Annotated in this window: 14 protein-coding genes; 7 read left to right on the top strand and 7 right to left on the bottom strand. The window is 63.6% G+C overall.

Annotation, left to right across the window (positions count from 1 at the left end; translation table 11 throughout):
• Positions 1-100: 100 nt before the first annotated feature.
• From prpR to RUGAMON1_RS27875, 4 genes are all read left to right on the top strand, one after another.
• Positions 101-1,744, top strand: a complete 1,644-nt coding sequence (gene prpR, locus RUGAMON1_RS27890) for a propionate catabolism operon regulatory protein PrpR (RefSeq protein WP_445233569.1) — start codon at positions 101-103, stop codon at positions 1,742-1,744.
• Positions 1,745-1,875: 131 nt separating this feature from the next.
• A complete protein-coding gene (locus tag RUGAMON1_RS27885) occupies positions 1,876-2,760 on the top strand; it encodes an alpha/beta fold hydrolase (protein WP_445233568.1) in 885 nt (294 codons plus the stop codon).
• A gap of 7 nt (positions 2,761-2,767) precedes the next feature.
• Positions 2,768-3,808 carry a sensor histidine kinase gene (locus RUGAMON1_RS27880; protein ID WP_445233567.1) on the top strand — a complete coding sequence of 347 codons (1,041 nt, stop codon included), beginning with the start codon at positions 2,768-2,770 and terminating at the stop codon, positions 3,806-3,808.
• The gene (locus RUGAMON1_RS27875; protein WP_445233566.1) at positions 3,808-4,536 is read left to right on the top strand and encodes a LytR/AlgR family response regulator transcription factor; all 729 of its coding nucleotides are present in this window, start codon (positions 3,808-3,810) and stop codon (positions 4,534-4,536) included. The genes RUGAMON1_RS27880 and RUGAMON1_RS27875 overlap by 1 nt, the downstream gene beginning before the upstream one ends.
• A 73-nt stretch (positions 4,537-4,609) precedes the next feature.
• Here RUGAMON1_RS27875 and RUGAMON1_RS27870 read toward each other — a convergent pair whose 3' ends face one another.
• The 5 genes from RUGAMON1_RS27870 to clpS form a co-directional block, all read right to left on the bottom strand.
• Entirely contained in the window at positions 4,610-7,054 is a 2,445-nt protein-coding gene (locus RUGAMON1_RS27870) for an FtsX-like permease family protein (RefSeq protein ID WP_445233565.1), read from the bottom strand.
• A gap of 141 nt (positions 7,055-7,195) precedes the next feature.
• Positions 7,196-10,495, bottom strand: a complete 3,300-nt coding sequence (locus RUGAMON1_RS27865) for a S41 family peptidase (protein ID WP_445233564.1) — start codon at positions 10,493-10,495, stop codon at positions 7,196-7,198.
• A 9-nt stretch (positions 10,496-10,504) separates the two neighbouring features.
• Positions 10,505-13,849: a S41 family peptidase gene (locus RUGAMON1_RS27860; RefSeq protein ID WP_445233563.1), complete on the bottom strand. Its 3,345-nt coding sequence runs from the start codon at positions 13,847-13,849 to the stop codon at positions 10,505-10,507.
• Between the two features lie 214 nt (positions 13,850-14,063).
• Positions 14,064-16,370, bottom strand: coding sequence for an ATP-dependent Clp protease ATP-binding subunit ClpA (gene clpA, locus RUGAMON1_RS27855; RefSeq protein ID WP_445233562.1), 2,307 nt, complete (start codon positions 16,368-16,370; stop codon positions 14,064-14,066).
• Positions 16,367-16,669: an ATP-dependent Clp protease adapter ClpS gene (gene clpS / locus RUGAMON1_RS27850; protein WP_090315375.1), complete on the bottom strand. Its 303-nt coding sequence runs from the start codon at positions 16,667-16,669 to the stop codon at positions 16,367-16,369. The genes clpA and clpS overlap by 4 nt, the downstream gene beginning before the upstream one ends.
• A 324-nt stretch (positions 16,670-16,993) precedes the next feature.
• On the opposite strand from clpS, the gene cspE reads away from it, so the two are divergent.
• The 3 genes from cspE to RUGAMON1_RS27835 all read left to right on the top strand — a co-directional run bounded on the left by cspE (position 16,994) and on the right by RUGAMON1_RS27835 (position 18,080).
• Positions 16,994-17,197, top strand: coding sequence for a transcription antiterminator/RNA stability regulator CspE (gene cspE / locus RUGAMON1_RS27845; RefSeq protein ID WP_008446468.1), 204 nt, complete (start codon positions 16,994-16,996; stop codon positions 17,195-17,197).
• Positions 17,198-17,410: 213 nt separating this feature from the next.
• Positions 17,411-17,818, top strand: a complete 408-nt coding sequence (locus RUGAMON1_RS27840; RefSeq protein WP_445233561.1) for a glutaredoxin family protein — start codon at positions 17,411-17,413, stop codon at positions 17,816-17,818.
• An 82-nt stretch (positions 17,819-17,900) separates the two neighbouring features.
• Positions 17,901-18,080 carry a hypothetical protein gene (locus RUGAMON1_RS27835; RefSeq protein WP_445233560.1) on the top strand — a complete coding sequence of 60 codons (180 nt, stop codon included), beginning with the start codon at positions 17,901-17,903 and terminating at the stop codon, positions 18,078-18,080.
• Between the two features lie 45 nt (positions 18,081-18,125).
• On the opposite strand, the gene chrA is transcribed toward RUGAMON1_RS27835, so the two are convergent.
• Both chrA and icd read right to left on the bottom strand, forming a co-directional pair.
• Entirely contained in the window at positions 18,126-19,469 is a 1,344-nt protein-coding gene (gene chrA, locus RUGAMON1_RS27830; protein ID WP_445233559.1) for a chromate efflux transporter, read from the bottom strand.
• Positions 19,470-19,537: 68 nt separating this feature from the next.
• Positions 19,538-20,791: an NADP-dependent isocitrate dehydrogenase gene (gene icd, locus RUGAMON1_RS27825; RefSeq protein ID WP_445233558.1), complete on the bottom strand. Its 1,254-nt coding sequence runs from the start codon at positions 20,789-20,791 to the stop codon at positions 19,538-19,540.
• Positions 20,792-20,819 lie beyond the last annotated feature (28 nt).

Here is a 20,819-nt window from a genome sequence, read left to right as displayed (position 1 = left end):
GCCAGATTGCCACCCTATATAAATCAATAACTTACGTATTTTCCATGTTTCACTAGCGTTTCAATTTGAAACGACGAAACATATGAACTACAATTGAAACATGCGCCATTCCACCCCCCTGCCCTTCGACGCCAACGACAAACCGGTGATCTGGACGGTGTCCGTCTCGCGCCTGTACGACCTGTTCCGCGACATCACGCTGGAATACGACGACCTGGCCACCATCGAACCGATCAACCTCGGCTTCGACGAAGCGGCGCGCCATATCCGCGAACGCATGGCCACCGAGCGCTGCGACGCCGTCATCGCCGCCGGTTCCAACGCGGCCTACCTGAAAGGCCGGCTATCGGTGCCGGTGGTAATCGCCAAGTTCAGCGGCTTCGACGTGATGCAGGCGTTGGCGCGGGCGCGCCGTGTGTCGGACCGCATCGGCATCGTCACCTACCAGGAGCGCCTGCCTGAACTGGCCGAATTCGCCGGCACCTTCGGCTTCGACGTCGAACAGCGCACCTACGCGACGGAGGAAGACGCGCGCGCCCAGATCAACGACTTGAAAGCGGCCGGCATCAAGGCCATCGTCGGCGCCGGCCTGATTACCGACCTGGCCGAGGAAGCGGGACTGACCGGCGTATTCGTCTACTCGGCCGCCTCGATCCGCCACGCCTTCGACGACGCGCTGGAGATGGCGCGGCTGACGCAGCTCGAATCGAACCGCAGCCGCAACCGCGGCGCCGTGGTGGCGGACACGCTGCGCGCCAAGCACGGCATTAACGACCTGCGCGGCGATTCCGACGCGATGGAGGCGCTGCGCCAGTCCGTGGTGCTGTATGCAAAATCCCCGGCGACCGTGCTGATACAAGGCGAAACCGGCTGCGGCAAGGAACTGGTGGCGCAGGCCATCCACCGCGAGAGCCCGCGCACGCTGGGCCAGAACCGGCCCTTCGTCGCCGTCAATTGCGGCGCGATTGCGGAATCGCTGCTGGAGTCCGAGCTGTTCGGCCACGAGGAAGGCGCCTTCACCGGTGCGCGGCGCGGCGGCCATGCGGGCCTGTTCGAAGCGGCCAATCGCGGCACGCTGTTCCTCGACGAGATAGGCGAAATGCCGCTGACACTGCAAACCCGCCTGCTGCGCGTGCTGGAGGAGCGCGAGGTGGTGCGGGTGGGCGGCACGCGGCCGATCGCCGTCAACGTGCGCATCATCAGCGCCACCCACTGCGATCTGGAGCAGCGCGTGCGCGAAGGCCGCTTCCGCGCCGACCTGTTCTACCGGCTGGCGGTGCTGCGCCTGTCGCTGCCGCCGCTGCGCGCGCGGCCTGAGGATGTGATGACGCTGGCCGAATGGTCGCTGAAGAACGCATTGGCCTCGCTGGGCGCGCGCCCGCATCCCAACCTGCACGCCGAGATGGCGACCTGCGCGCCGCTGCTGCAACGCTACGACTGGCCGGGCAACGTGCGCGAACTGCGCAACCTGACCGAGCGCCTGGCGCTGTTCCTGGCGGCCGAACCTTTGCAGGCATTGACACCGGCTTTCGTCCTCAGCGTGGCGCCGGAGCTGGCGGCGCACACCACCGCCCTGCCTGGCGCCGCGGGCGCGCCACCACCGCCACTTCCAGCGCCCCGCGCATCCACCGAAAGTGCGACCGATGTGCTGGCCCGCTTTGGCGGCCGCCGCGATGCCGCCGCAGACTACCTCGGCATCAGCCGCACCACGCTCTGGCGCAAACTTCGCGCCGAAGCTGGCTAGGTGGGCGGCACTGCCCAACTACCGCTCATCCTTTCAAAAAACCGTTCATCCAGTAGTCATCGCCGGTGCCAAGCCGGTTCGATAGCATGGCCTCACTTATTTGACACAACGTCACAACCAAGGAGGTCACCATGCAACGTTCGCTCATCCAACGTATCGCCACCATTGCCGCCAGCCTGGCGCTGGCTTACGCCGCAGCACCTGCCGTCGCCGCATCCGCCGCGCATCCCGCCTTCAAGGTCGAAGTGACCGGCAAGGGCGAGCCTGTGATCCTGATTCCCGGCCTGGCCTCCTCCGGCGAAGTATGGAACGGCACCGTCGCCCACTACTGCGGCAGCCGCCAGTGCCACGTCGTTACCCTGGCTGGATTCGCCGGCGTGCCCGCCATCGAAGGCCCGCTGCTGCCGGCCGTGGAACAGCAGCTGAGCGACTACATCGCCGCCAACAAATTCAACCATCCCATCGTCATCGGCCATAGCCTGGGCGGCTTCCTCGGCATGAAGCTGGCTGCGGACCATCCCGACCAGGTAGGCCGTCTGGTCATCGTCGACACCCTGCCGGCGCTGGCAGCGATCCAGATGCCCAGCATTACCGGCCCGCAGATGAAGGAAATGGCGGCAGGCATAAAGACCCGCATGGAATCCTTGGACGCGGAAACCAAACGTAGCAACCAGATGAAAACCCTGCACGCCATGATCACCAAGCAGGAGGATATCGATCGCGCCGCCGGCTGGGGCAAGCAGTCCGACCCTGCCACCGTCACCAACGCGATGGTCGAGATGATGAGCGAAGATCTGCGCCCTGAAGTGAGCCGCATCAAGGCGCCGACGCTGGTGCTGGGCTCCTGGATCGCCTACAAGGACTATGGCACCAAGCCGATGTTCGAACAGCTGTACAAGAGCCAGTACCAGCAGCTGCCCAACGTGAAAGTGGAGCTGGCCGACAACGCCCGCCATTTCATCATGTACGACGATCCGGCTTGGATGTATGATCGCATCGACAACTTTTTAAAATAAACCCATCATGACCAACGACCGTCCACTGCTCGCGCGCCTGAACTGGTACTGGCTGTTCCAGCTGGCGGGCTGGAACTTCCTGCCGCTGCTGCTGCTGCTCATGACGCCCGGCGCCACCCACACCGGGCGCATGATCGCCATCTCGTTCTGGGGCGTGGTGGCCGGCCTGTTGATCTCGGATACCTGGCACCGGCTGCTCAAGCGCCAAATCCGCAACGGCGTGCGGGTCAGCTGGAAGATGATGACGGTGGCCATCCTGATCCTGGGGACCATCCATGCCGGTGTGCAGACGGTCGGCTATGTGGTCATCAAGCCTTTCGGTGAAGTGCACAACCTGGCCTGGGTGCCGGGCGTGCTGATGTTCTGGTGGGGAGTTTATCTGGTGTGGAACACCTTCTACATGGCGGTGCTGTCGCTGCGCCGCGCCAACCGCTTCGAGCAGGAGGCGCTGCGGCTGGAGATCAGCGCCAAGGACGCCGAGCTGCGCGCCTTGCAGGCGCAGGTCAATCCGCATTTTTTCTTCAACAGCATGAACAGCGTGCGCGCCCTGATTTACGAAGACCAGGACTCCGCCGCGCAGATGATCGATCAACTGGCCAGCGTGATGCGCTACGCGCTGCAATCGGGCCAGCACGACACAGTGCCGCTGGCGGCGGAGATCGAAGCCGTGCAGGCCTACCTGGCGATTGAAAAAATCCGCTTCGAAGAACGCATGCGGGTCAGCGTGGAAATCGGACTGGGACTGGACCAGGTGCGCATACCGCCGATGGCCTTGCAGACGCTGGTGGAAAACGCGGTCAAGTACGGCGTCGAGACCAGCCCCACCGGCAGCGAGATCCGCATCCGCGCGCAGCGCATGGACGACGGCAAGATCCATATCGAGATCGCCAACCTGGGCGCGATCCTGCCGTTTGCAAATTCCACCAAGGTTGGCCTGGTCAACACCCGCAAGCGCCTGGCGCTGGCGCTGGGTTCCAACGCCAGCCTGGATCTGACTGAAAACAGTGGTTGGGTACGCGCCACGATGACTTTACCGGAGGCCGCCTGATGCGCGCATTGCTGATCGACGACGAACGCCTGGCGCGCGCAGAGCTGCGCCGTTTGCTGGCGGCGCACCCGGAAGTGGAAATCGTCGGCGAGGCCGTCAACGCGGCCGATGGCATCCAGCAGATCACCGCGCTCAAGCCGGACCTGGTGTTCCTCGACGTGCAGATGCCGGGCGGTAGCGGTTTCGATATGCTGGCCGCGCTGGAGGAAGCGCCGGAGGTGATCTTCACCACGGCGTTCGACCAGTATGCGCTGCAGGCATTCGAAGTCAATGCGCTGGACTATCTGCAAAAGCCGATCCAGGCGGCGCGCATGGCGGCGGCCTTGCAGCGCTGCTCGTTGCGTCACAGCCGCGCGCTGGCCTACGCGGCGGCAGGCATCCCTGCCGTGGCGCCGACGGCGGCCAAGAAGCTGTTCATCAAGGATGGTGAGCGATGCTGGTTTGTCGGCTTGCAGGATGTGCGGCTGTTCGAATCGGACGGCAACTACACGCGCGTCTACTTCGACAACCACAAGCCGCTGATGCTGCGTTCATTGAACCAGCTGGAGGAAAGACTGGACCCGCAACGCTTCTTCCGCGCCAGCCGCCGCCACATCGTCAACCTGGACTACGTCGACCAGGTCACGCCCAACGACGCCGGCGGCCTCGATCTGCTGCTGCGCGACGACCTCGAAGTCGAAGTCTCCCGCCGCCGCGCCGCCCAGTTCAAAAGTCTGGCCAGCCTCTAAAAATCCGGGGTCAGGTCCTAATGCCGCTAAGGGCTTAACTTAGCGGCATTAGGACCTGACCCCGGGTTATGCGCTACGTGCGCAGTGCCTCGGCAGGCACCATGCGCATGGCGATCCAGGTGTGGCGGGCGATAGCGATGAGGGCGATGACCAGCGTCAGCGACAGGGCGAACAGCAAGGTCCAATAGCCTATCGGCGCGTGTTCGACATAGCGCGACAGGTAGCGGCGAATCGCTATCACCGCCACCGGCAAGGCGATCACCGCCGCAGCCAGGACCAGCGCGCCGATTTCCCGCACCACCAGCAGGCCGATGTCGGCGCCGCGCGCGCCGTGCAGCTTGCGCATGACGATCTCCCTGGCACGCCGCTGCACCGTGTTCGCCGACAGCACATACGTGCCGAAGGCGGCGATCGCCAGCGCAATGCCGGTGGCGACCGACATCAGCTTGGCCAGACGCGCATCGTCGGCATAATTGGCAGCCAGTACATCGCTGGCGCGGACGATCTTGGGGATCGCATCCGGGAAAAAGCTGGGCCACAGCGCCCGCACATTGCGCTCGACGGCCGCCGGATCGCTTGACGCGCGCACGCTTAACACCGTCCCCGCCGTCCACAGTTCGTAGGCCGTCGCAATCGGTGCATCGCGCAGCGAATGGAATCTCAACTCTGGAGCGATGCCGACGATGCGCTTGTAAATCACCTTATTGTCGAAACCCTTGAACAGCAAGGTTTGACCAATTGCCTCCTCGGCGCTGGCAAAACCCAGCTCGCGCGCCGCGACCGCGTTCAGCACCACCGGCACCCGGTCATCCTCCTTGTCCACAGCAGCCTGGAACAAGCGCCCTGCCAGTGGCGCGATGCCGTAAAGCTCGAAGAAATTCGCGCTGACCGATTTCATTTCCATCCCCGCGCTCTGCCCACCGGGACGCGTCATGTCATGGGTCCAAGCCCAATCGAGCCGGCCCACCGGATCTTCCGATATCGCCACGCCGGCCACGCCCGGCTGCGCCGCCAGGGTCGAATAGAAGCGCCGCGCCTTCTCGCTGTCCTTGACCCGCTCGGGCATGTCGACAATCACGAACGGCATCGGATCGAAGCCGGGCGAGGCGTGCATTGCATAATGGGTCTGCCACGCCACGGCGATCGTCACGCTGGCGAAACCCATCGCGACCGATACCTGCAACACCGTCAACGCGCGCCGCCATTGCATGCTGGCGCGGGATTCCGTGTCGGGACGGCCGGCCAGCACCTGCGTCGGATGCACGCGCAGCGCGACCCATGCCGGGTAGATCGCTGTCAGCCCCCCCAGCATGCCGCCCAGGCCAAAGGCGGCGACGATATTCTGCAACGAGAACAAGCCTTCCAGCTGACGGTTGACCAGCTGCGAGAAGACCGGCAACGCCAGCCACGCCAGCATCAATCCAAGCGCGGTGGCGGTCAGCGCCACCAGCAACGATTCGAGCAGGAACAGCAGCATGAGCTGCCCCACGCCGGCGCCCAGTACCTTCCGCATCGCCACCTCGCGCTGGCGCCGCAGCACGCGCACCATGCTCAGGTTGACGTAGTTGATCGCCGCCATGACCAGGATCAGCAACGCAAGCGCCGCCAGGCCCGCCACCAGTACCGGGTTGGCGCGGTCGCCGGGCGCCGACACGAAACTGTTCTGCATCTTGTAGTCGAAGTAGGCATCGCGCAGCGGCGACATGGTGAGTTCTATCGCCTTGCGCTTGCCGAGGCGGGCCCGCACCTCCGGCGAGAAATTCTGCATGCTCGGCGCCGTGTCCACCACTTTCTGCAAGCTGTCGATGATCGCTGGCAGCGAGGCGCCAGGCTGGACGCGCAGCAGCATCTTGCCCATCCAGCCATGCTCGCCGGTCATCATCTCGTGCCGGATATCCGGCCCCGCCACCACCGAGTTGACGCCGAAAAGCAGCTCGAACGGTATCGTCGTATTGCCCGGAGGCGTAGGCACCACGGCGCCTACCTGCACGGTGTTCCCTTCCGCCAGCATCGTGCGGCCCACCGCATTGACCGTGCCGAACAAGCGCAGCGCGCCGGCCTCGGTGACGACAAAGCGATCAGGCTTGTCCAGTGCATCCGCCAGGTTGCCGTGCACCGCGCGCAGTCCAAGCATCTCGGTAAAGCCCGGCATGACGGTCAAGCCGCGCACCGTGAATATGCCGCGGTTGATGCGTACCGTCAGCGGCGTGATCTCCGGCCGCGCCGGAATGTAGACGGCGGCGCCGGCAATGCCTGGCGTCTTCAGCGCAGGCTCTCGCAGGAACATCGGCACCACTTCCTGCAGGGGCGACGCGGGATCGACGTTGAAATGCTGCTTGACGACGTAGACCTTGTCCACGTCCGGGAAGTGGGCGTCGTACTCCATCGAATAGCGCACAAAGCCAAGCAGCAGCAGGCACGCGGCCAGGCCGACGCCCAAACCCAGCACCACCGCCAGCGTGTAGGCCGGCTCCTGTACCAGCGCGCGCCAGCCGATGCGAAAGTCTCTTAGCTTCATGTGATTGAAAATCCGTGGTGGGGAAAACCCATAGCGTTTGCAACATCCATGCCACGGTTGTTCTGGCGCTTCTGCGGCCGCATTCGGTCGGCCGATGTCCGGAAGTGAACGTTATGGCTGTTCACTTCCGAACACTTTGCCTTACTTCGCCTTGATCGGGAAGGCCGGATGCACAGGCCGCACCGGCGGGTTCTTCGCCAGTTCGGCCTTGATGACTTCAATCGCCTTTTCCAGCTGGGGATCGCGGCCGGCGATGACGTCGGCCGGATTCTGGTCGATCTCGATATCCGGCGCGACGCCCTCGTTTTCCACGCCCCAGCCGCCATCGCGAGTCCAGAAGGCCAGGTTGGGCGCGGTGATGCCGCCGCCATCCATCAACGTCGGGAAGCCGAGGACGCCCACCAGGCCGCCCCAGGTGCGCTTGCCGATCAATGGTCCCATCTGGTTTTTGCGGAACATCCACGGCAACAGGTCGCCGCCCGAACCTGCCGTCTCGTCGATCAGCATCGCGCGCGGTCCCTGGATCGAGGCCGACGGGGTTTTCATGTCGGCGCCGTAGCGCATGGTCCACCAGGCGATTTCCTTCTTCTGCAAAATCTCCAGGTAGTAGTCGGCCACGCTGCCGCCCCCGTTGAAGCGTTCGTCGATGATGACCGCGTCCTTGTCGGCCTGCGGGAAGAAGTAACGCTTGAAGTAGGTGTGGCCCAGTGTCGCGGTGTTCGGCACGTACACATACGCGACTTTTCCACCGGTGGCCGCGTTCACCTTGCGGATGTTCCCTTCGATCCAGTCGCGGTTGCGCAAGGCGTCTTCGGTCGCTACCGGCACCACGGTGATGGTGCGCGACTTGCTGCCGTCCGCGTTCGGGCCGACGGTGATGTCGATGGCCTTGTTGGCGGTGTTCTCGAAGGCGCTGTACAGGTTCGTCGGCGCCAGCAGCGGACGCCCTTCCACCGCCAGCAGGTATTCGCCGGCCTTGACGTTCAGGCCCGGCTCGGTCAGCGGCGCGCGCAACGCCGGGTTCCAGTTCAAGCCGCCGTAGACTTTCTTGAAGCGATAGTGGCCGTCGCTGACCTCATAGTCCGCGCCCAACAAGCCGCCAGGCACCGCCTTGGCGTCGGTGAAGAAGTCACCTCCGCCACCGCGATGGTGGCCCACGCCGATCTCGCTGCACAGCCACTGGATCAGGCGATTCAGGTCGCCGCGGCTGGACAGCTCGGGCAGGAACTGCGCGTACTTGGCGCGCATCTTGTTCCAGTCGGCGCCGTGCATGCCGGGGTCGTAGAAGAAGTCGCGATTGATGCGCCAGGCTTCGTTGAAGATCTGCGTCCACTCGGCGCGCGGCTCGGCGTGCACTTCGATCGCTTCGACCTTGATCTTGCCTTCGCCCGGCGTCAGCGTCTTGGCGGTGGCGCTGCCCATGGCCCAGGCTTCCTTGGCCCGGTACAGGATCTTCTTGCCGTCCGCCGAGACTTCAAAATCGTCGGCTTCCGCCAGCAGGGTTTCGGCCTTGCGGTCTTTCAGGTCGAAGCGCTGGATGGCTTTCTTGCCGTCGTTCTCGCGCAGGAAGAAGATCTGCCCTGCTTCGCCGGTGCCCAGGTCGGACAAGGCGGCGGCAGGGATAGGCAGGTCGACGATGCGGGTTTCGATGCCGTCGAAGTCGATCGAGATCGGCGCCACCGGCGCGACCGTCACTTTGGGATCGTCGCGGCCGGTCTTCGGATCGACCTTGGCCGGTTCCGGCTTGGCCGCGTCCTTGGCGACGGCCGGCGCGGACGACGCGGCGCTCTTCTCCTCGTCGCTCTCCTTGATCAACGGCGACGGCAAGTCGCGCCGCAACACCGCCATCCAGACGGTGCGCGTCACGCGGTTGTCTTCGTTCTGCTGCGAGAACCAGTTGTTGCTAGGCCCGGCGTTGGTCGAAGCGAAGAAGTACAGGTACTTGCCGCTCTTGTCGAACACCGGATCGACGACGTCGGACAAGCCATCCGTCACCGGCCACGATTTGTTCTGCTCCAGCGAGTAAATGTAGGCGCTGCGGGTGTAGGTCATCGAATTGAGCGCGTAGGCGATCCAGCGCGAATCGGGCGCCCACGCGGCGCGCAGTGTCTTGTTCACGCCGTACAGCGGTTCGCTGGCGATCTTCCTGATCGCGCCCGTCGCCACGTCCAGCACATACAGCGTCCACGCGTTGTCTGTGTAAGCGATCTTTTTGCTGTCGGGCGACCACACCGCGTTGTCGTAGAAGCCGGCGCCGGTGAGTTTGAATTTGCGCGGCTCGCCCTTGCCGTCCTGTGCGCGGATGTGCAGCGCGTATTCGCCCGATTCGTCCGAGAAGTAGGCGACGGAGCGGCCGTCCGGCGACCAGGCCGGCGAGCGTTCATGCGCGGCTGGGGTTTGCGTCAGGTTGCGGACATCGCCCTTGTCGGCCGGGATGGTGACGATCTCGCCGCGGAACTCGTACGCCACGCGCGCGCCCGAAGGCGAGATGGAAGCACCGCGGATGTACTTGGCGCCGCTGACCCAACGCGGGCGCGAAGCCCCCAGGTCGCTGTTGACGCCGATGGTCAGCTTGCGCGACTGCCCGCTGGCCAAGTCCAGCGCATGCAGATAGCCGGCCTGCTCGTAGACGATGCCGCCGCCGTTGGCCGCGATGTTCAGCACCGGGAAGTCTGTATGGCGGGTCAGTGCGCGCACGGCCTTGGTCTTGACGTCGTAGGCGTACAGATTGAATTCGCCGTCGCGGTCGGAGCGGAAGTAGACGGTGTCGCCTATCCATACCGGATCGACATCGTTCGAGTGCGTGGCAGGCTGCGGAATCTGCTGCACCGATTTATCGGCGCGGTTGAACAGCCACAGGATGGAGTTGGTGCCGCCGCGATAGTGCTTCCACTGCATGAAGGCCGGCGAGAACGGGTTGTAGGCGATCTGCTTGCCGTCCGGCGACCAGCCCGCGCGCGCGGCGTTCGGCACTTCCAGCTCGGTCTCCACGCCGCCGGTTACCGGCACCGTGAACAGCTTGCGATAGCGGTTGTTGAACGCTGCGCGCGGCGACGTGAACATCACGGCCTTGCCGTCGGGCGTGAAGCCTTGCGCGACGTCCGCGCCGGGATGATAGGTCAGCCGCTTCGGCACGCCGCCTTCAACCGGCAGCAGGTAGACATCGATATTGCCGTCGACTTGCGCGCTGTAGGCGATCGATTTGCCGTCCGGTGAAAACACCGGGTTCGATTTCTCGCCAGGATCGGCAGTCAGGCGGCGCGGCGACGAGCCGTCGCGGTTCGCCAGCCAGACGTCGCCGGCGTAGATAAAGGCCAGATGCTGCGCCGACAACGCTGGCTCGGTCAGCATGCGCGTGTCGCTGGTGCTGGGTAGCGCCAGCGCGCCGTGGCTCATGGCCAGCAGCGCGGCGGCGACGGCGGTTGACAGGATACGTTTCATCGTGTCTCCTTATTTAAGCGCGGGGATGGCTTGCGGCTGATAGGCCTTGATCGGCTGCGCCTTCAGCTTCTTGTCCAGCAGGTCCAGCGCCACTTCCAGCTGGCGGTCCTGGCCTTGATACGTGGCGTGCGGCAGGTTGTCCACTTCCACGTCCGGCGATACGCCCACGCCTTCGATCAGCCACTGGCCGTCGGCCGTGTTGAACTGGCCGTTTTCGGCCACGCGCGCCATGCCGTTGTCGCTCAGGCGGTTGTTATCGCTGAGCCAGACGCCGGCGCCCGCCGTGCGCTTGCCGACCAGCGGCGCCAGTCCCAGCGCCTTGATGCCGGCCGCGAAGGTCTCGCCGTCCGAGTAGGTGTATTCGTCCACCAGCACCACCAGGTGGCCGCGGAAGGTGTTCTGCATATTTGGCGCGGGCAGCGCGCCCGGCGACGACCAGAAGGCCCACGCCTTGCGCAGCAGCTTCTCGATCACCCAGCTGTCGATGTTGCCGCCGTTGTTGCGGCGCACGTCGATGATCAGGCCCTCGCGGTTGACGTTGGCGTAGAAGTCGCGCGCGAACGAGGCGATGTCGCGCGGGCCCATGGCGCGCAGGTGCAGGTAGCCGATACGTCCCTTGGATGCGTCCTCCACCTGGCGCGCGCGGCTCTGTTCCCAGTCGCTGTAGCGCAGGCCGGCCTGCTTCGCCATGTTGACCGGGGTGACGATCACTGAGCGTGTGCCGCCCTCTTTACGCTTCACTTGCAGCAGCATCTGCTTGTCCGCCTGATTCAGCAGCAGGTCGGCGATGTCGCGCGCTTCCAGCACCGGCTTGCCGTTGACGGCGGTGATGACGTCGCCCTCCTTCACGTCCACGTCCGGTTGCAGCAGCGGGCCGCGTTCGGACGGCAGCTCCGGTTCGCTGCGGTAGATGTGGTCAACGCGGTAGCCTTCTGCGCCGCGCGTGAGCAGCGCGCCCAAGCCAGCCGGCGAACCTTCCGGCGCCGGCCGACGCAACTCGCCCGGCGCGATCTGCGAGTGCAGCGCGCCCACTTCGCTGATCATCATGCCCAGCACGTCGTTCAACTCCGCGCGGTCGGTCACTCGCTCGACCAGCGGCGCGTACTTGGCGCGCACGCCGGTCCAATTCACACCGCGCATCTTGGCGTCGTACAGGAAGTCGCGGTGCATGCGCCAGGCGTCGTTGAACATTTGCGTCCATTCCAGGCGCGGGTTGGAGGTGAAGGTCCAGTCGTCCACCTTGACCTTGGCTTTGGAGACGTCCGTCGGCGCCTTGGCGCCCGCCTCCACCACCAGCATGTCGCCGGCGCCGTTGGTGGCGAAACTGCGGTAGTACAGGTGCTTCTTGTCGAACGCCAGGTCGTATTCGCGCACGCCGCTGGCGAAGACTTCCGGCTGCGGGCTGTTGGCGGCGATCGCCAGCGTTTTCAGGTTGGCCTTGCCGTCGCTGCCGTCGGCGTCGAGGAAGTACAGGCGCTTGTCGTCGATTTGCAGGTTGCGGTAATTACCGGCCGCCAGCGGCACTTCGAACAGGCGCTCCGCCAGGCCGGCGTAGACAATGGCCGGCAGCGCCTTGCCGGATTTTTTCTCCGGCACGGCTTTGGCCACGGCTTTTTCCACCGCCTTCTCGGCGGCCTGCTCGACGGCTTTTTCGGCCGCGCCTTCGGCCGGCTTGTCGCCCGGTTTGTTCAGCTCATCGTCAGGCTTGAACGGGAAGCGGTTGCCCGGCTGGAGCGCCAGCGCATACACGCCGGTGCGCTTGTCGAACACCGGCCCCATATTGCGGTCGCCCCAAGGCGAGCCGTTCGCCAGCTGGAAATTGCGGGCCGAGAGGAAGTACAGCCATTTGCCATCCGGCGAGAACGCCGGCGAGCGTGAGTTGTAACGGTCGCCGGTGACAAAGGCCAGCTGCTTCGATTCGATGTTGTACAGGCCGATCTGGTTGCGCTGCTCGGTGCTGGCGGCGCGCACCAGCACCAGGTTCTTGCTGTCGCCGGACCACAGGATTTCATCATGACGGTCCGAGCCGACCTTGCTGCCGTCGTCGATGACGGCGTTGGCCTTGGTGGCCAGGTCCAGCATCCACAGGCGGCCTTTCTTGTCGGTGTGGGCCAGCCAGCGGCCGTCCGGCGACGGGTACAGCTGCCAGCGGTGGTTGTTGCCATCCTTGGTCAGCTGTTCGCCCTTGCCGGAACCGTCCGCGGCGAATTTCCAGATTTCGTTTTCGCCGGTGCTGTCGACGATGGCGTAGACCCACTTGTCGTCGTGGCTGAACACGGCCTCACGGGCGCGCGCGCCTTCCGGCACCGCGATCTCCACGCGGCGCTGCGAACCGGTGCCGGCCACGCTGACCCGGCCGCGCGCGGTCAGCACCAGGCGTTCGTCCTTGCCGGAGATTTGCACGTTGGTCAGGTTCTCCAGCGGCGAGCGGATCTGGCGGGCGCGTTGCTGGTCGAAGTCGGAGACGAGGCTAATGGCCAGCTGTTCATCCTTGGCCGCAGCCAGGTCCAGCACGTGCAGGTCGGCGCCCAGCTGGTAGACGATGCGGCCGTCGCCCAGCGCGGCGTTGCGCACGTCCCAGTCGGTGTGGTTGGTCAACTGGCGCGGATCGCCGCCGTCGGCCGCCATCGACCACAGGTTGTCGGAGCCGCCACGGTCGCTGATGAAGTAGACGCGGCCCTGCCACCACATGGGCCGTTTGTTGTTGCCGGCGTCGGAGGCCAGCAGCGGCGCGGCTTCGGTGGTTCCTGTCAGGTCGTAGCGCCACAGCTGCGCGTGGGCGCCGCCGCGATAGCGCTTGACGTTGTCGTTGGTCAGGGCCAGGCCGTTGCGGGTGAAGTACAGCGTCTTGCCGGCGTCGTCGAGCACCGCGTCGTTGGCGTCGGCCACGGCGAACACGCGGCGTTGCAGGTCGCCCGGCTTGACCGCCGCGATGACGTTGTTGCGCGACGGTCCTTTGCTATCGAGCGTGGTGACCAGCACTTCGCCCTGCGCGGTCCAGCCCAGCACATTCACTGCGCTGTTCTCAAAGGTGATGCGCTTGGGCAGGCCGCCTGCCACCGGCATCACGTAGGCTTCCTGCCCGCCTTCGTAGGAGGCCGAGAAGGCGATCCATTTGCCGTCGTGCGAGATGGCGGCGTTGGTTTCGGCGGCCGGATGGGTGGTCAGGCGCTGCGCGGCGCCGCCGTGGGCGCCGGTCTTCCACAGGTCGCCCTCGGCGGTGAAGACCACGGAGTCGCCACGGATGGCGGGATAGCGGTAGTAGGCGTTGGCGGCGGAGGCGGTGCCGGACAGCAGGCCGGCGGACAGGAACATCAGGGCGAGAGGACGGAGGCGGAGAGAAGTCGGGATCATGGGACAGTTTCAATGTTTGTCAAATGGAACGACAATTCTGGCACAGCTTTAGGTCTAAAAGAAAAAAGCTTCTAACCCCGCGTGCTTTTAGTGATACGCATGCCGCGCGGCTTAGGGGTCAGACCCCGTACGGGGTCTGACCCCGCTTGGCGCTGCGGGGTAAAAAAAAACCGCGCCACTTGCGTGGGCGGTTTTTTTATGAAGCCTGAGTGACTTATTCGACTTCGACGGTTTCCGGTGGCGTCGTCGGTGCGGCGTCCGGCGGTTCCGGGAACTCCAGCTTGACCTGGTCCTTGTCGTCCAGGTCGACCGTCACGCGGCCGCCGGTGACCAGGCGGCCGAACAGCAGCTCGTCGGCCAGCGCCTTGCGGATCATGTCCTGGATCAGGCGCGCCATCGGACGTGCGCCCATCAGCGGATCGAAACCTTTCTTCGCCAGGAACTTGCGCAGTTTCTCGCTGAAGATCGATTCGACTTTCTTCTCGTGCAGCTGCTCTTCCAGCTGCATCAGGAACTTGTCGACCACGCGCAGGATGATTTCCTCGTCCAGCGCGCGGAAGCTGATGGTGGCGTCGATGCGGTTGCGGAACTCCGGCGTGAACATGCGCTTGATGTCGGCCATCTCGTCGCCTGCCTGCTTGGAATTGGTGAAGCCGATCGTGGCCTTCTGCAAGCTCTCGGCGCCCGCATTGGTGGTCATGATGATGATCACGTTGCGGAAGTCGGCCTTGCGTCCGTTGTTGTCGGTCAGCGTGCCGTGGTCCATCACCTGCAGCAGGATGTTGAAAATGTCCGGATGGGCTTTTTCAATCTCGTCCAGCAGCAGCACCGCGTGCGGTTTCTTGGTGATGGCTTCGGTCAGCAGGCCGCCCTGGTCGAAACCAACGTAGCCCGGCGGCGCGCCGATCAGGCGCGACACGGCGTGACGCTCCATGTACTCGGACATGTCGAAGCGGATCAGCTCGATGCCCAGGATGAAGGCCAACTGCTTGGCCACCTCGGTCTTGCCGACGCCGGTAGGACCGGAGAACAGGAAGGAGCCGATCGGCTTGTCGGTCTTGCCCAGGCCGGCGCGCGCCATCTTGATCGCCGACGCCAGCGCTTCGATCGCCGGATCCTGGCCGAACACCACGTTGCGCAGGTCGCGGTCGATGGTCTGCAGCTTGCTGCGGTCGTCCTGGTTGACGGTCTGCGGCGGGATGCGCGCGATCTTGGCGATGATGTCCTCGATCTCGGTCTTGCCGATGGTCTTCTTCTGCTTCGATTTCGGCAGGATGCGCTGGGCTGCACCGGCTTCGTCGATGACGTCGATGGCCTTGTCGGGCAGGTGGCGGTCGTTGATGAAGCGGGCCGCCAGTTCCGCAGCGGTCGACAGCGCCGACGACGAGTACTTGACGCCGTGGTGTTCTTCGAAGCGCGACTTCAGGCCGCGCAGGATCTGCACGGTCTGCTCGACGGTAGGCTCGTTGACGTCCACTTTCTGGAAGCGGCGGCTCAGCGCGTGGTCTTTTTCAAACACGCCGCGGAACTCGGTGTAGGTCGTCGCACCGATGCATTTCAGCTGGCCGTTGGCCAACGCTGGCTTGAGCAGGTTGGACGCGTCCAGCGTGCCGCCCGAGGCCGAACCGGCGCCGATGATGGTGTGGATCTCGTCGATGAACAGAATGCCGTTCGGATTGTCCTTCAGTTGCTTGAGGACGGCCTTCAGGCGCTGCTCGAAATCGCCGCGGTACTTGGTGCCGGCCAGCAGCGCGCCCATGTCCAGCGAATACACGACGGCATTCGACAGGATTTCCGGCACGTCGTTCTGGGTGATGCGGTAGGCCAGGCCTTCGGCGATGGCGGTCTTGCCCACGCCGGCTTCGCCCACCAGCAGCGGGTTGTTCTTGCGGCGGCGGCACAGGATCTGGATCACGCGGTCCACTTCGTCCTCGCGGCCGATCAGCGGATCGATCTTGCCTTCGGCGGCGGCCTTGTTCAGGTTTTGCGTGAACTGGTCGAGCGGGCTTTCCTTGGTCTGGCCTTCGCCGCCCGGTGCGCCCTCCTCCACGCCTTCCGAAGCCTTGGCGGCATCGGTCTGCTGGTCCTTGCGCACGCCGTGCGAAATGAAGTTGACCACGTCCAGGCGGGTCACGCCCTGCTGGTGCAGGTAGTAGACCGCGTGCGAGTCCTTCTCGCCGAAGATGGCCACCAGCACGTTGGCGCCGGTGACTTCCTTCTTGCCGTTGGAGGCGGACTGCACGTGCATGATGGCGCGCTGGATCACGCGCTGGAAGCCAAGCGTAGGCTGGGTGTCGACTTCGCCCGTGCCGGGCACGGTCGGCGTGTTGTCGCCGATGAAGTTGGTCAGCGTTTTACGCAGGTCTTCGATGTTGACGGCGCAAGCACGCAACACTTCGGCAGCCGAAGGATTGTCAAGCAAGGCCAGCAGCAAGTGCTCCACCGTGATGAATTCGTGCCGTGCCTGCCGAGCTTCGACAAACGCCATGTGCAAACTTACTTCTAATTCCTGCGCAATCATACTTCCTCCATCACGCATTGCAGGGGATGCCCCGCCTTGCGCGCATGCGTTAAAACGAACTCCACTTTGGTACAGGCTATATCTTTTGAGAACACGCCGCACACTCCTTTGCCGTAGCGATGAACACTGAGCATTATCTGCGTGGCCGTTTCACGGTCTTTGTTGAAATACTCCTGGATGATGGCGACCACAAACTCCATCGGCGTGTAGTCATCATTGAGCAACGCCACCTGGTACAGAGGTGGCGGTTTCAGCGCTTGCCGCTCCAAGAGGGTTTCGGTGTCATGCTTGGTTGCCATACGCTTATATTCTAATGCTTTCGAGGTTGATGCAATGTGCATTTCACTATACACATTCAATTGTTTTCCATCTTACGCGTTTTCTGAACTTGACGCAGATGGCGCCCCATTCGCTAAAATCAAGAGTTGCTTTTTCACCAATTGGCTTAAAAGTAGCAAAATGCATACAAATCTGCTTGACTTTAGAATTTGGTCCGCTAACAATGCGTTATCGGCTGCGTGCAGAAATGTACAAGGTGATAAGAAGTGAGGCGTGAGGAGGGGGCAAGAAGCTTCTTGCTTTTATGGCTCGTGTGATCCGTTTTAATTTTGAAAGTTCTTTTTATGGCAACAGGTACAGTTAAGTGGTTCAATGATTCCAAAGGTTTTGGCTTCATCACTCCAGATGACGGCGGCGAGGATTTGTTCGCTCACTTCTCCGCAATCAACATGAACGGTTTCAAGACCCTCAAAGAAGGTCAAAAAGTTCAATTCGAAGTCACGCAAGGCCCTAAAGGCAAGCAAGCTTCCAACATCCAATCCGCTTAATTTTTTAAGCAGCAGATGTGAAAAACCTCGCGACGCGGGGTTTTTTTTCGTCCCTACCCCATCGGCAAGTGTTGCAGAAGTCCGACAACGACGCCAGCGCGTGACAATTGAATAGAATTGCCAAAATTGAAAAATGCATAATCTTTTGAGTTAAGGTAATAGTGCCTATCAGGCACGTACCTGAATCGCCGTTCGTCTCTTACCAAGGGCCATATGAATAGCATACACATCAAAAAAATCAAAACCGTCCTGATCTATGCGGCGATACTCGGACTGGGCCTGGCCGTGGGCCGGGTGGCATCCAAGGTGCCGCAGTGGCTGACGCCGGCCTACGTCGAAGGCAACTTCCAATCCTACTATCCCGACGCCGCCACCAAGGTGGTGTTGTACGGCACCAAGACCTGCCCCTACTGCCAGCAAACGCGTGCCTACCTGAGCGCGCACCACATCCCCTTTGCCGATGTCGACATCGGCGCAGGCGGCAAAGGCCAGCAGGACTATCGCAGCTTCGGCGAGACCACCGTGCCGGTGATACTGATCGGCAACCGGCGCATCACCGGCTTCAAGCTGCCCGTCATCGAAACCGCGCTCGAACAGCTGAAGCCCGCGTCCAGCCGCTAAGCGCCACCCGGATTGGGGGCCGTGTACATGGACGGCACGGTTGCAGGCATCATCCACGTCCAGCCACTTGGAGAAGATCTATATGAACAAGAAACTGAAGCTGTTTTTGTTTGCAATCGGCATCGGCGCTGCATCGGCGCCTGTCCTGGCCAGCTGCACCTACTACTGTGTCGTCGAATACAAGGCATGCATTAAAGCCGGCGAGCCAGTCGACCAATGCGTAGCCGAGCGCGACGCCTGCGAAGAGTCCTGCGGCGGCTAAGCCTGGCCTGCGTTGACGGCCAGCGCCAGCGGCGCTGCCCGTCAATCAAAGTGCCGGCACAAGCAGCTTGAGCAGCAGCCCCATCCCGGCGCAGACCGCGATCACACGCGGCACCTTCTGCCCGTAGCGCAGCAGCGCCACCGCCGCCCCCACCGCGATCAGCGCCGCCGCCCAGTCGGGCGAACCGGCCAAGCCGGCCGGCCAGATGACGTGCCACGCAAAGAACAGCGCCAGGTTGAGGATCACGCCGACCACGGCCGCCGTGATGCCGGTCAGCGGCGCGGTGAAGCTGATATCGTCGCGCGTGGCCTCGACCAGCGGGCCGCCGGCCAGGATGAACACAAACGACGGCAGGAAGGTGAACCAGGTCACCAGCACGGCCGCCACGGCGCCGGCCAGCGGCAGTTGCGCCGCGCCGAACGGCGCCTGCCCCCAGCCACCGACAAAGCCGACAAACGCCACCACCATGATCAGCGGGCCCGGCGTGGTTTCGCCCAGCGCCAGGCCGTCCATCATTTGCGGCGGGGTCAGCCAGCCGAAGTTGACCACCGCGCCCTGGTACACATACGGCAGCACCGCGTAGGCGCCGCCAAAGGTCAGCAAGGCGGCCTTGGTGAAGAACCAGGCCATCTGCGTGTAGGTGTGGTGCCAGCCGGCGGTCAGCACCAGCAGCGCCATCGGCGCCAGCCACAGCAGCGCGCCGCAGCCGCACACCAGCGCCAGCCGGCTCCAGCGGAAGCGGGCGTGCGGCGGCGGCGGCGTGGCGTCGTCGATGACGGCGGCCCCGTACGAGGCCTTGGCAGCGCCATGTCCGCCGCCGGTCTTGAAGGCCTGCGGTAAAAAGCGGCCGCCGGCATAACCGGCCAGCGCGGCGCCGGCGACGATCAGCGGGAACGGCAGCTGCAAAGCGAAGATCGCCACAAAGGCGGCGCCGGCGATGGCCCACAGCCAGCCGTTGCGCAAGGCGCGCGTGCCGATCCGGTGCGCGGCCTGCAGCACGATGGCCGTCACCGCCGGCTTGATGCCGTAGAACAGGCCCGCCACCAGCGGCTGCTGGCCAAACGCCATGTACACCCACGACAACAGCACCAGCAACAGCAGCGACGGCAGCACGAACAAGGCGCCGGCGATGATGCCGCCACGCGTGCGATGCAGCAGCCAGCCGATGTAGGTGGCCAGCTGTTGCGCTTCGGGGCCGGGCAGCAGCATGCAGTAGTTCAGCGCATGCAGGAAGCGGCGCTCGGAAATCCAGCGCCGGCGCTCGACCAGCTCCTGGTGCATGATGGCGATCTGGCCCGCCGGCCCGCCAAAGCTGATGCAGCCCAGCTTGAGCCAGAAGCGGAAGGCTTGCCAGAGGGTGGGCGCCGGCGGCGCATCGGAAGGCGTCATCGTAATTCCTGTCAAAAAAAAGCCCCACTCCTTCGCGGAAGCGGGGCTGACGGGTGCGGGTGGTTGGATTACATCTGTTCGATCATCACGTCGCCGAAGCCGGAGCACGACACCTGGGTCGCGCCCTCCATCAGGCGGGCGAAGTCGTAGGTGACCTTCTTCGAGTCGATCGCCTTCTCCATCGATTTGATGATCAGGTCGGCCGCTTCGATCCAGCCCATGTGGCGCAGCATCATTTCGGCGGACAGGATCAGCGAACCCGGGTTCACATAGTCCTTGCCGGCGTACTTAGGCGCGGTGCCGTGGGTGGCTTCGAACATCGCCACCGAGTCCGACAGGTTGGCGCCCGGCGCGATGCCGATGCCACCCACCTGCGCCGCCAGCGCGTCGGAAATGTAGTCGCCGTTCAGGTTCAGGGTGGCGATCACGCTGTACTCGATAGGACGCAGCAGGATCTGTTGCAGGAAGGCGTCGGCGATCGAATCCTTGATGATGATGTCGCGGCCGGTCTTCGGATTCTTGAACTTGCACCATGGGCCGCCGTCGATCAGCTCGGCGCCGAATTCTTTTTGCGCCAGTTCGTAGGCCCAGTCACGGAAGCCACCTTCGGTGTACTTCATGATGTTGCCCTTGTGGACGATGGTCACCGACGGCTTGTCGTTGTCGATGGCGTACTGGATCGCCTTGCGCACCAGGCGCTGCGTGCCTTCGATCGACACCGGCTTGATGCCCAGGCCCGAGGTTTCCGGGAAGCGGATCTTGGTGACGCCCATTTCCTTGACCAGGAAGTCCAGCAGCTTCTTGGCGCCTTCCGAACCTTGCTGGTATTCGATGCCGGCGTAGATGTCTTCCGAGTTCTCGCGGAAGATGACCATATTGGTCTTCTCCGGCTCTTTGACCGGCGAAGGCACGCCGGTGAAGTAGCGCACCGGGCGCAGGCAGACGTACAGGTCCAGCTGCTGGCGCAGGGCCACGTTCAGCGAACGGATGCCGCCGCCGACCGGCGTGGTCAGCGGTCCCTTGATCGAGACCACGTAGTCCTTCAGCACGCTCAGGGTTTCTTCCGGCAGCCACACGTCCGGGCCGTACACGGTGGTCGATTTCTCGCCGGCGAAGATTTCCATCCAGCTGATCTTGCGCTTGCCACCGTAGGACTTGGCCACCGCCGCATCGATCACCTTGATCATGACCGGGGTGATATCGACGCCGGTGCCGTCACCCTCGATGTAGGGAATGATCGGGTTATCTGGTACATTCAGGGAAAAATCGGCGTTGACGGTGATTTTTTGGCCGTCGGCAGGTACTTTGATATGCTGATACATCGTGTTCTCCGAAGTGGCATGAATTTGT

The sequence above is a fragment of the Duganella rhizosphaerae genome, from assembly GCF_040364205.1.
GTDB lineage: Bacteria > Pseudomonadota > Gammaproteobacteria > Burkholderiales > Burkholderiaceae_D > Rugamonas > Rugamonas rhizosphaerae.
This window is presented reverse-complemented; position numbering and strand designations above follow the sequence as displayed.

Excerpts from the sequence above, each read along its gene's own strand:
- cspE (WP_008446468.1), top strand. The coding sequence starts at position 16,994 with ATGGCAACAGGTACAGTTAAGTGGTTCAATGATTCCAAAGGTTTTGGC.
- clpS (WP_090315375.1), bottom strand. The coding sequence starts at position 16,669 with ATGGCAACCAAGCATGACACCGAAACCCTCTTGGAGCGGCAAGCGCTG.
- RUGAMON1_RS27835 (WP_445233560.1), top strand. The coding sequence starts at position 17,901 with ATGAACAAGAAACTGAAGCTGTTTTTGTTTGCAATCGGCATCGGCGCT.
- clpA (WP_445233562.1), bottom strand. The coding sequence starts at position 16,370 with ATGATTGCGCAGGAATTAGAAGTAAGTTTGCACATGGCGTTTGTCGAA.
- RUGAMON1_RS27875 (WP_445233566.1), top strand. The coding sequence starts at position 3,808 with ATGCGCGCATTGCTGATCGACGACGAACGCCTGGCGCGCGCAGAGCTG.
- RUGAMON1_RS27865 (WP_445233564.1), bottom strand. The coding sequence starts at position 10,495 with ATGAAACGTATCCTGTCAACCGCCGTCGCCGCCGCGCTGCTGGCCATG.
- RUGAMON1_RS27870 (WP_445233565.1), bottom strand. The coding sequence starts at position 7,054 with ATGAAGCTAAGAGACTTTCGCATCGGCTGGCGCGCGCTGGTACAGGAG.
- RUGAMON1_RS27880 (WP_445233567.1), top strand. The coding sequence starts at position 2,768 with ATGACCAACGACCGTCCACTGCTCGCGCGCCTGAACTGGTACTGGCTG.
- RUGAMON1_RS27885 (WP_445233568.1), top strand. The coding sequence starts at position 1,876 with ATGCAACGTTCGCTCATCCAACGTATCGCCACCATTGCCGCCAGCCTG.
- icd (WP_445233558.1), bottom strand. The coding sequence starts at position 20,791 with ATGTATCAGCATATCAAAGTACCTGCCGACGGCCAAAAAATCACCGTC.
- RUGAMON1_RS27860 (WP_445233563.1), bottom strand. The coding sequence starts at position 13,849 with ATGATCCCGACTTCTCTCCGCCTCCGTCCTCTCGCCCTGATGTTCCTG.
- RUGAMON1_RS27840 (WP_445233561.1), top strand. The coding sequence starts at position 17,411 with ATGAATAGCATACACATCAAAAAAATCAAAACCGTCCTGATCTATGCG.
- chrA (WP_445233559.1), bottom strand. The coding sequence starts at position 19,469 with ATGACGCCTTCCGATGCGCCGCCGGCGCCCACCCTCTGGCAAGCCTTC.
- prpR (WP_445233569.1), top strand. The coding sequence starts at position 101 with ATGCGCCATTCCACCCCCCTGCCCTTCGACGCCAACGACAAACCGGTG.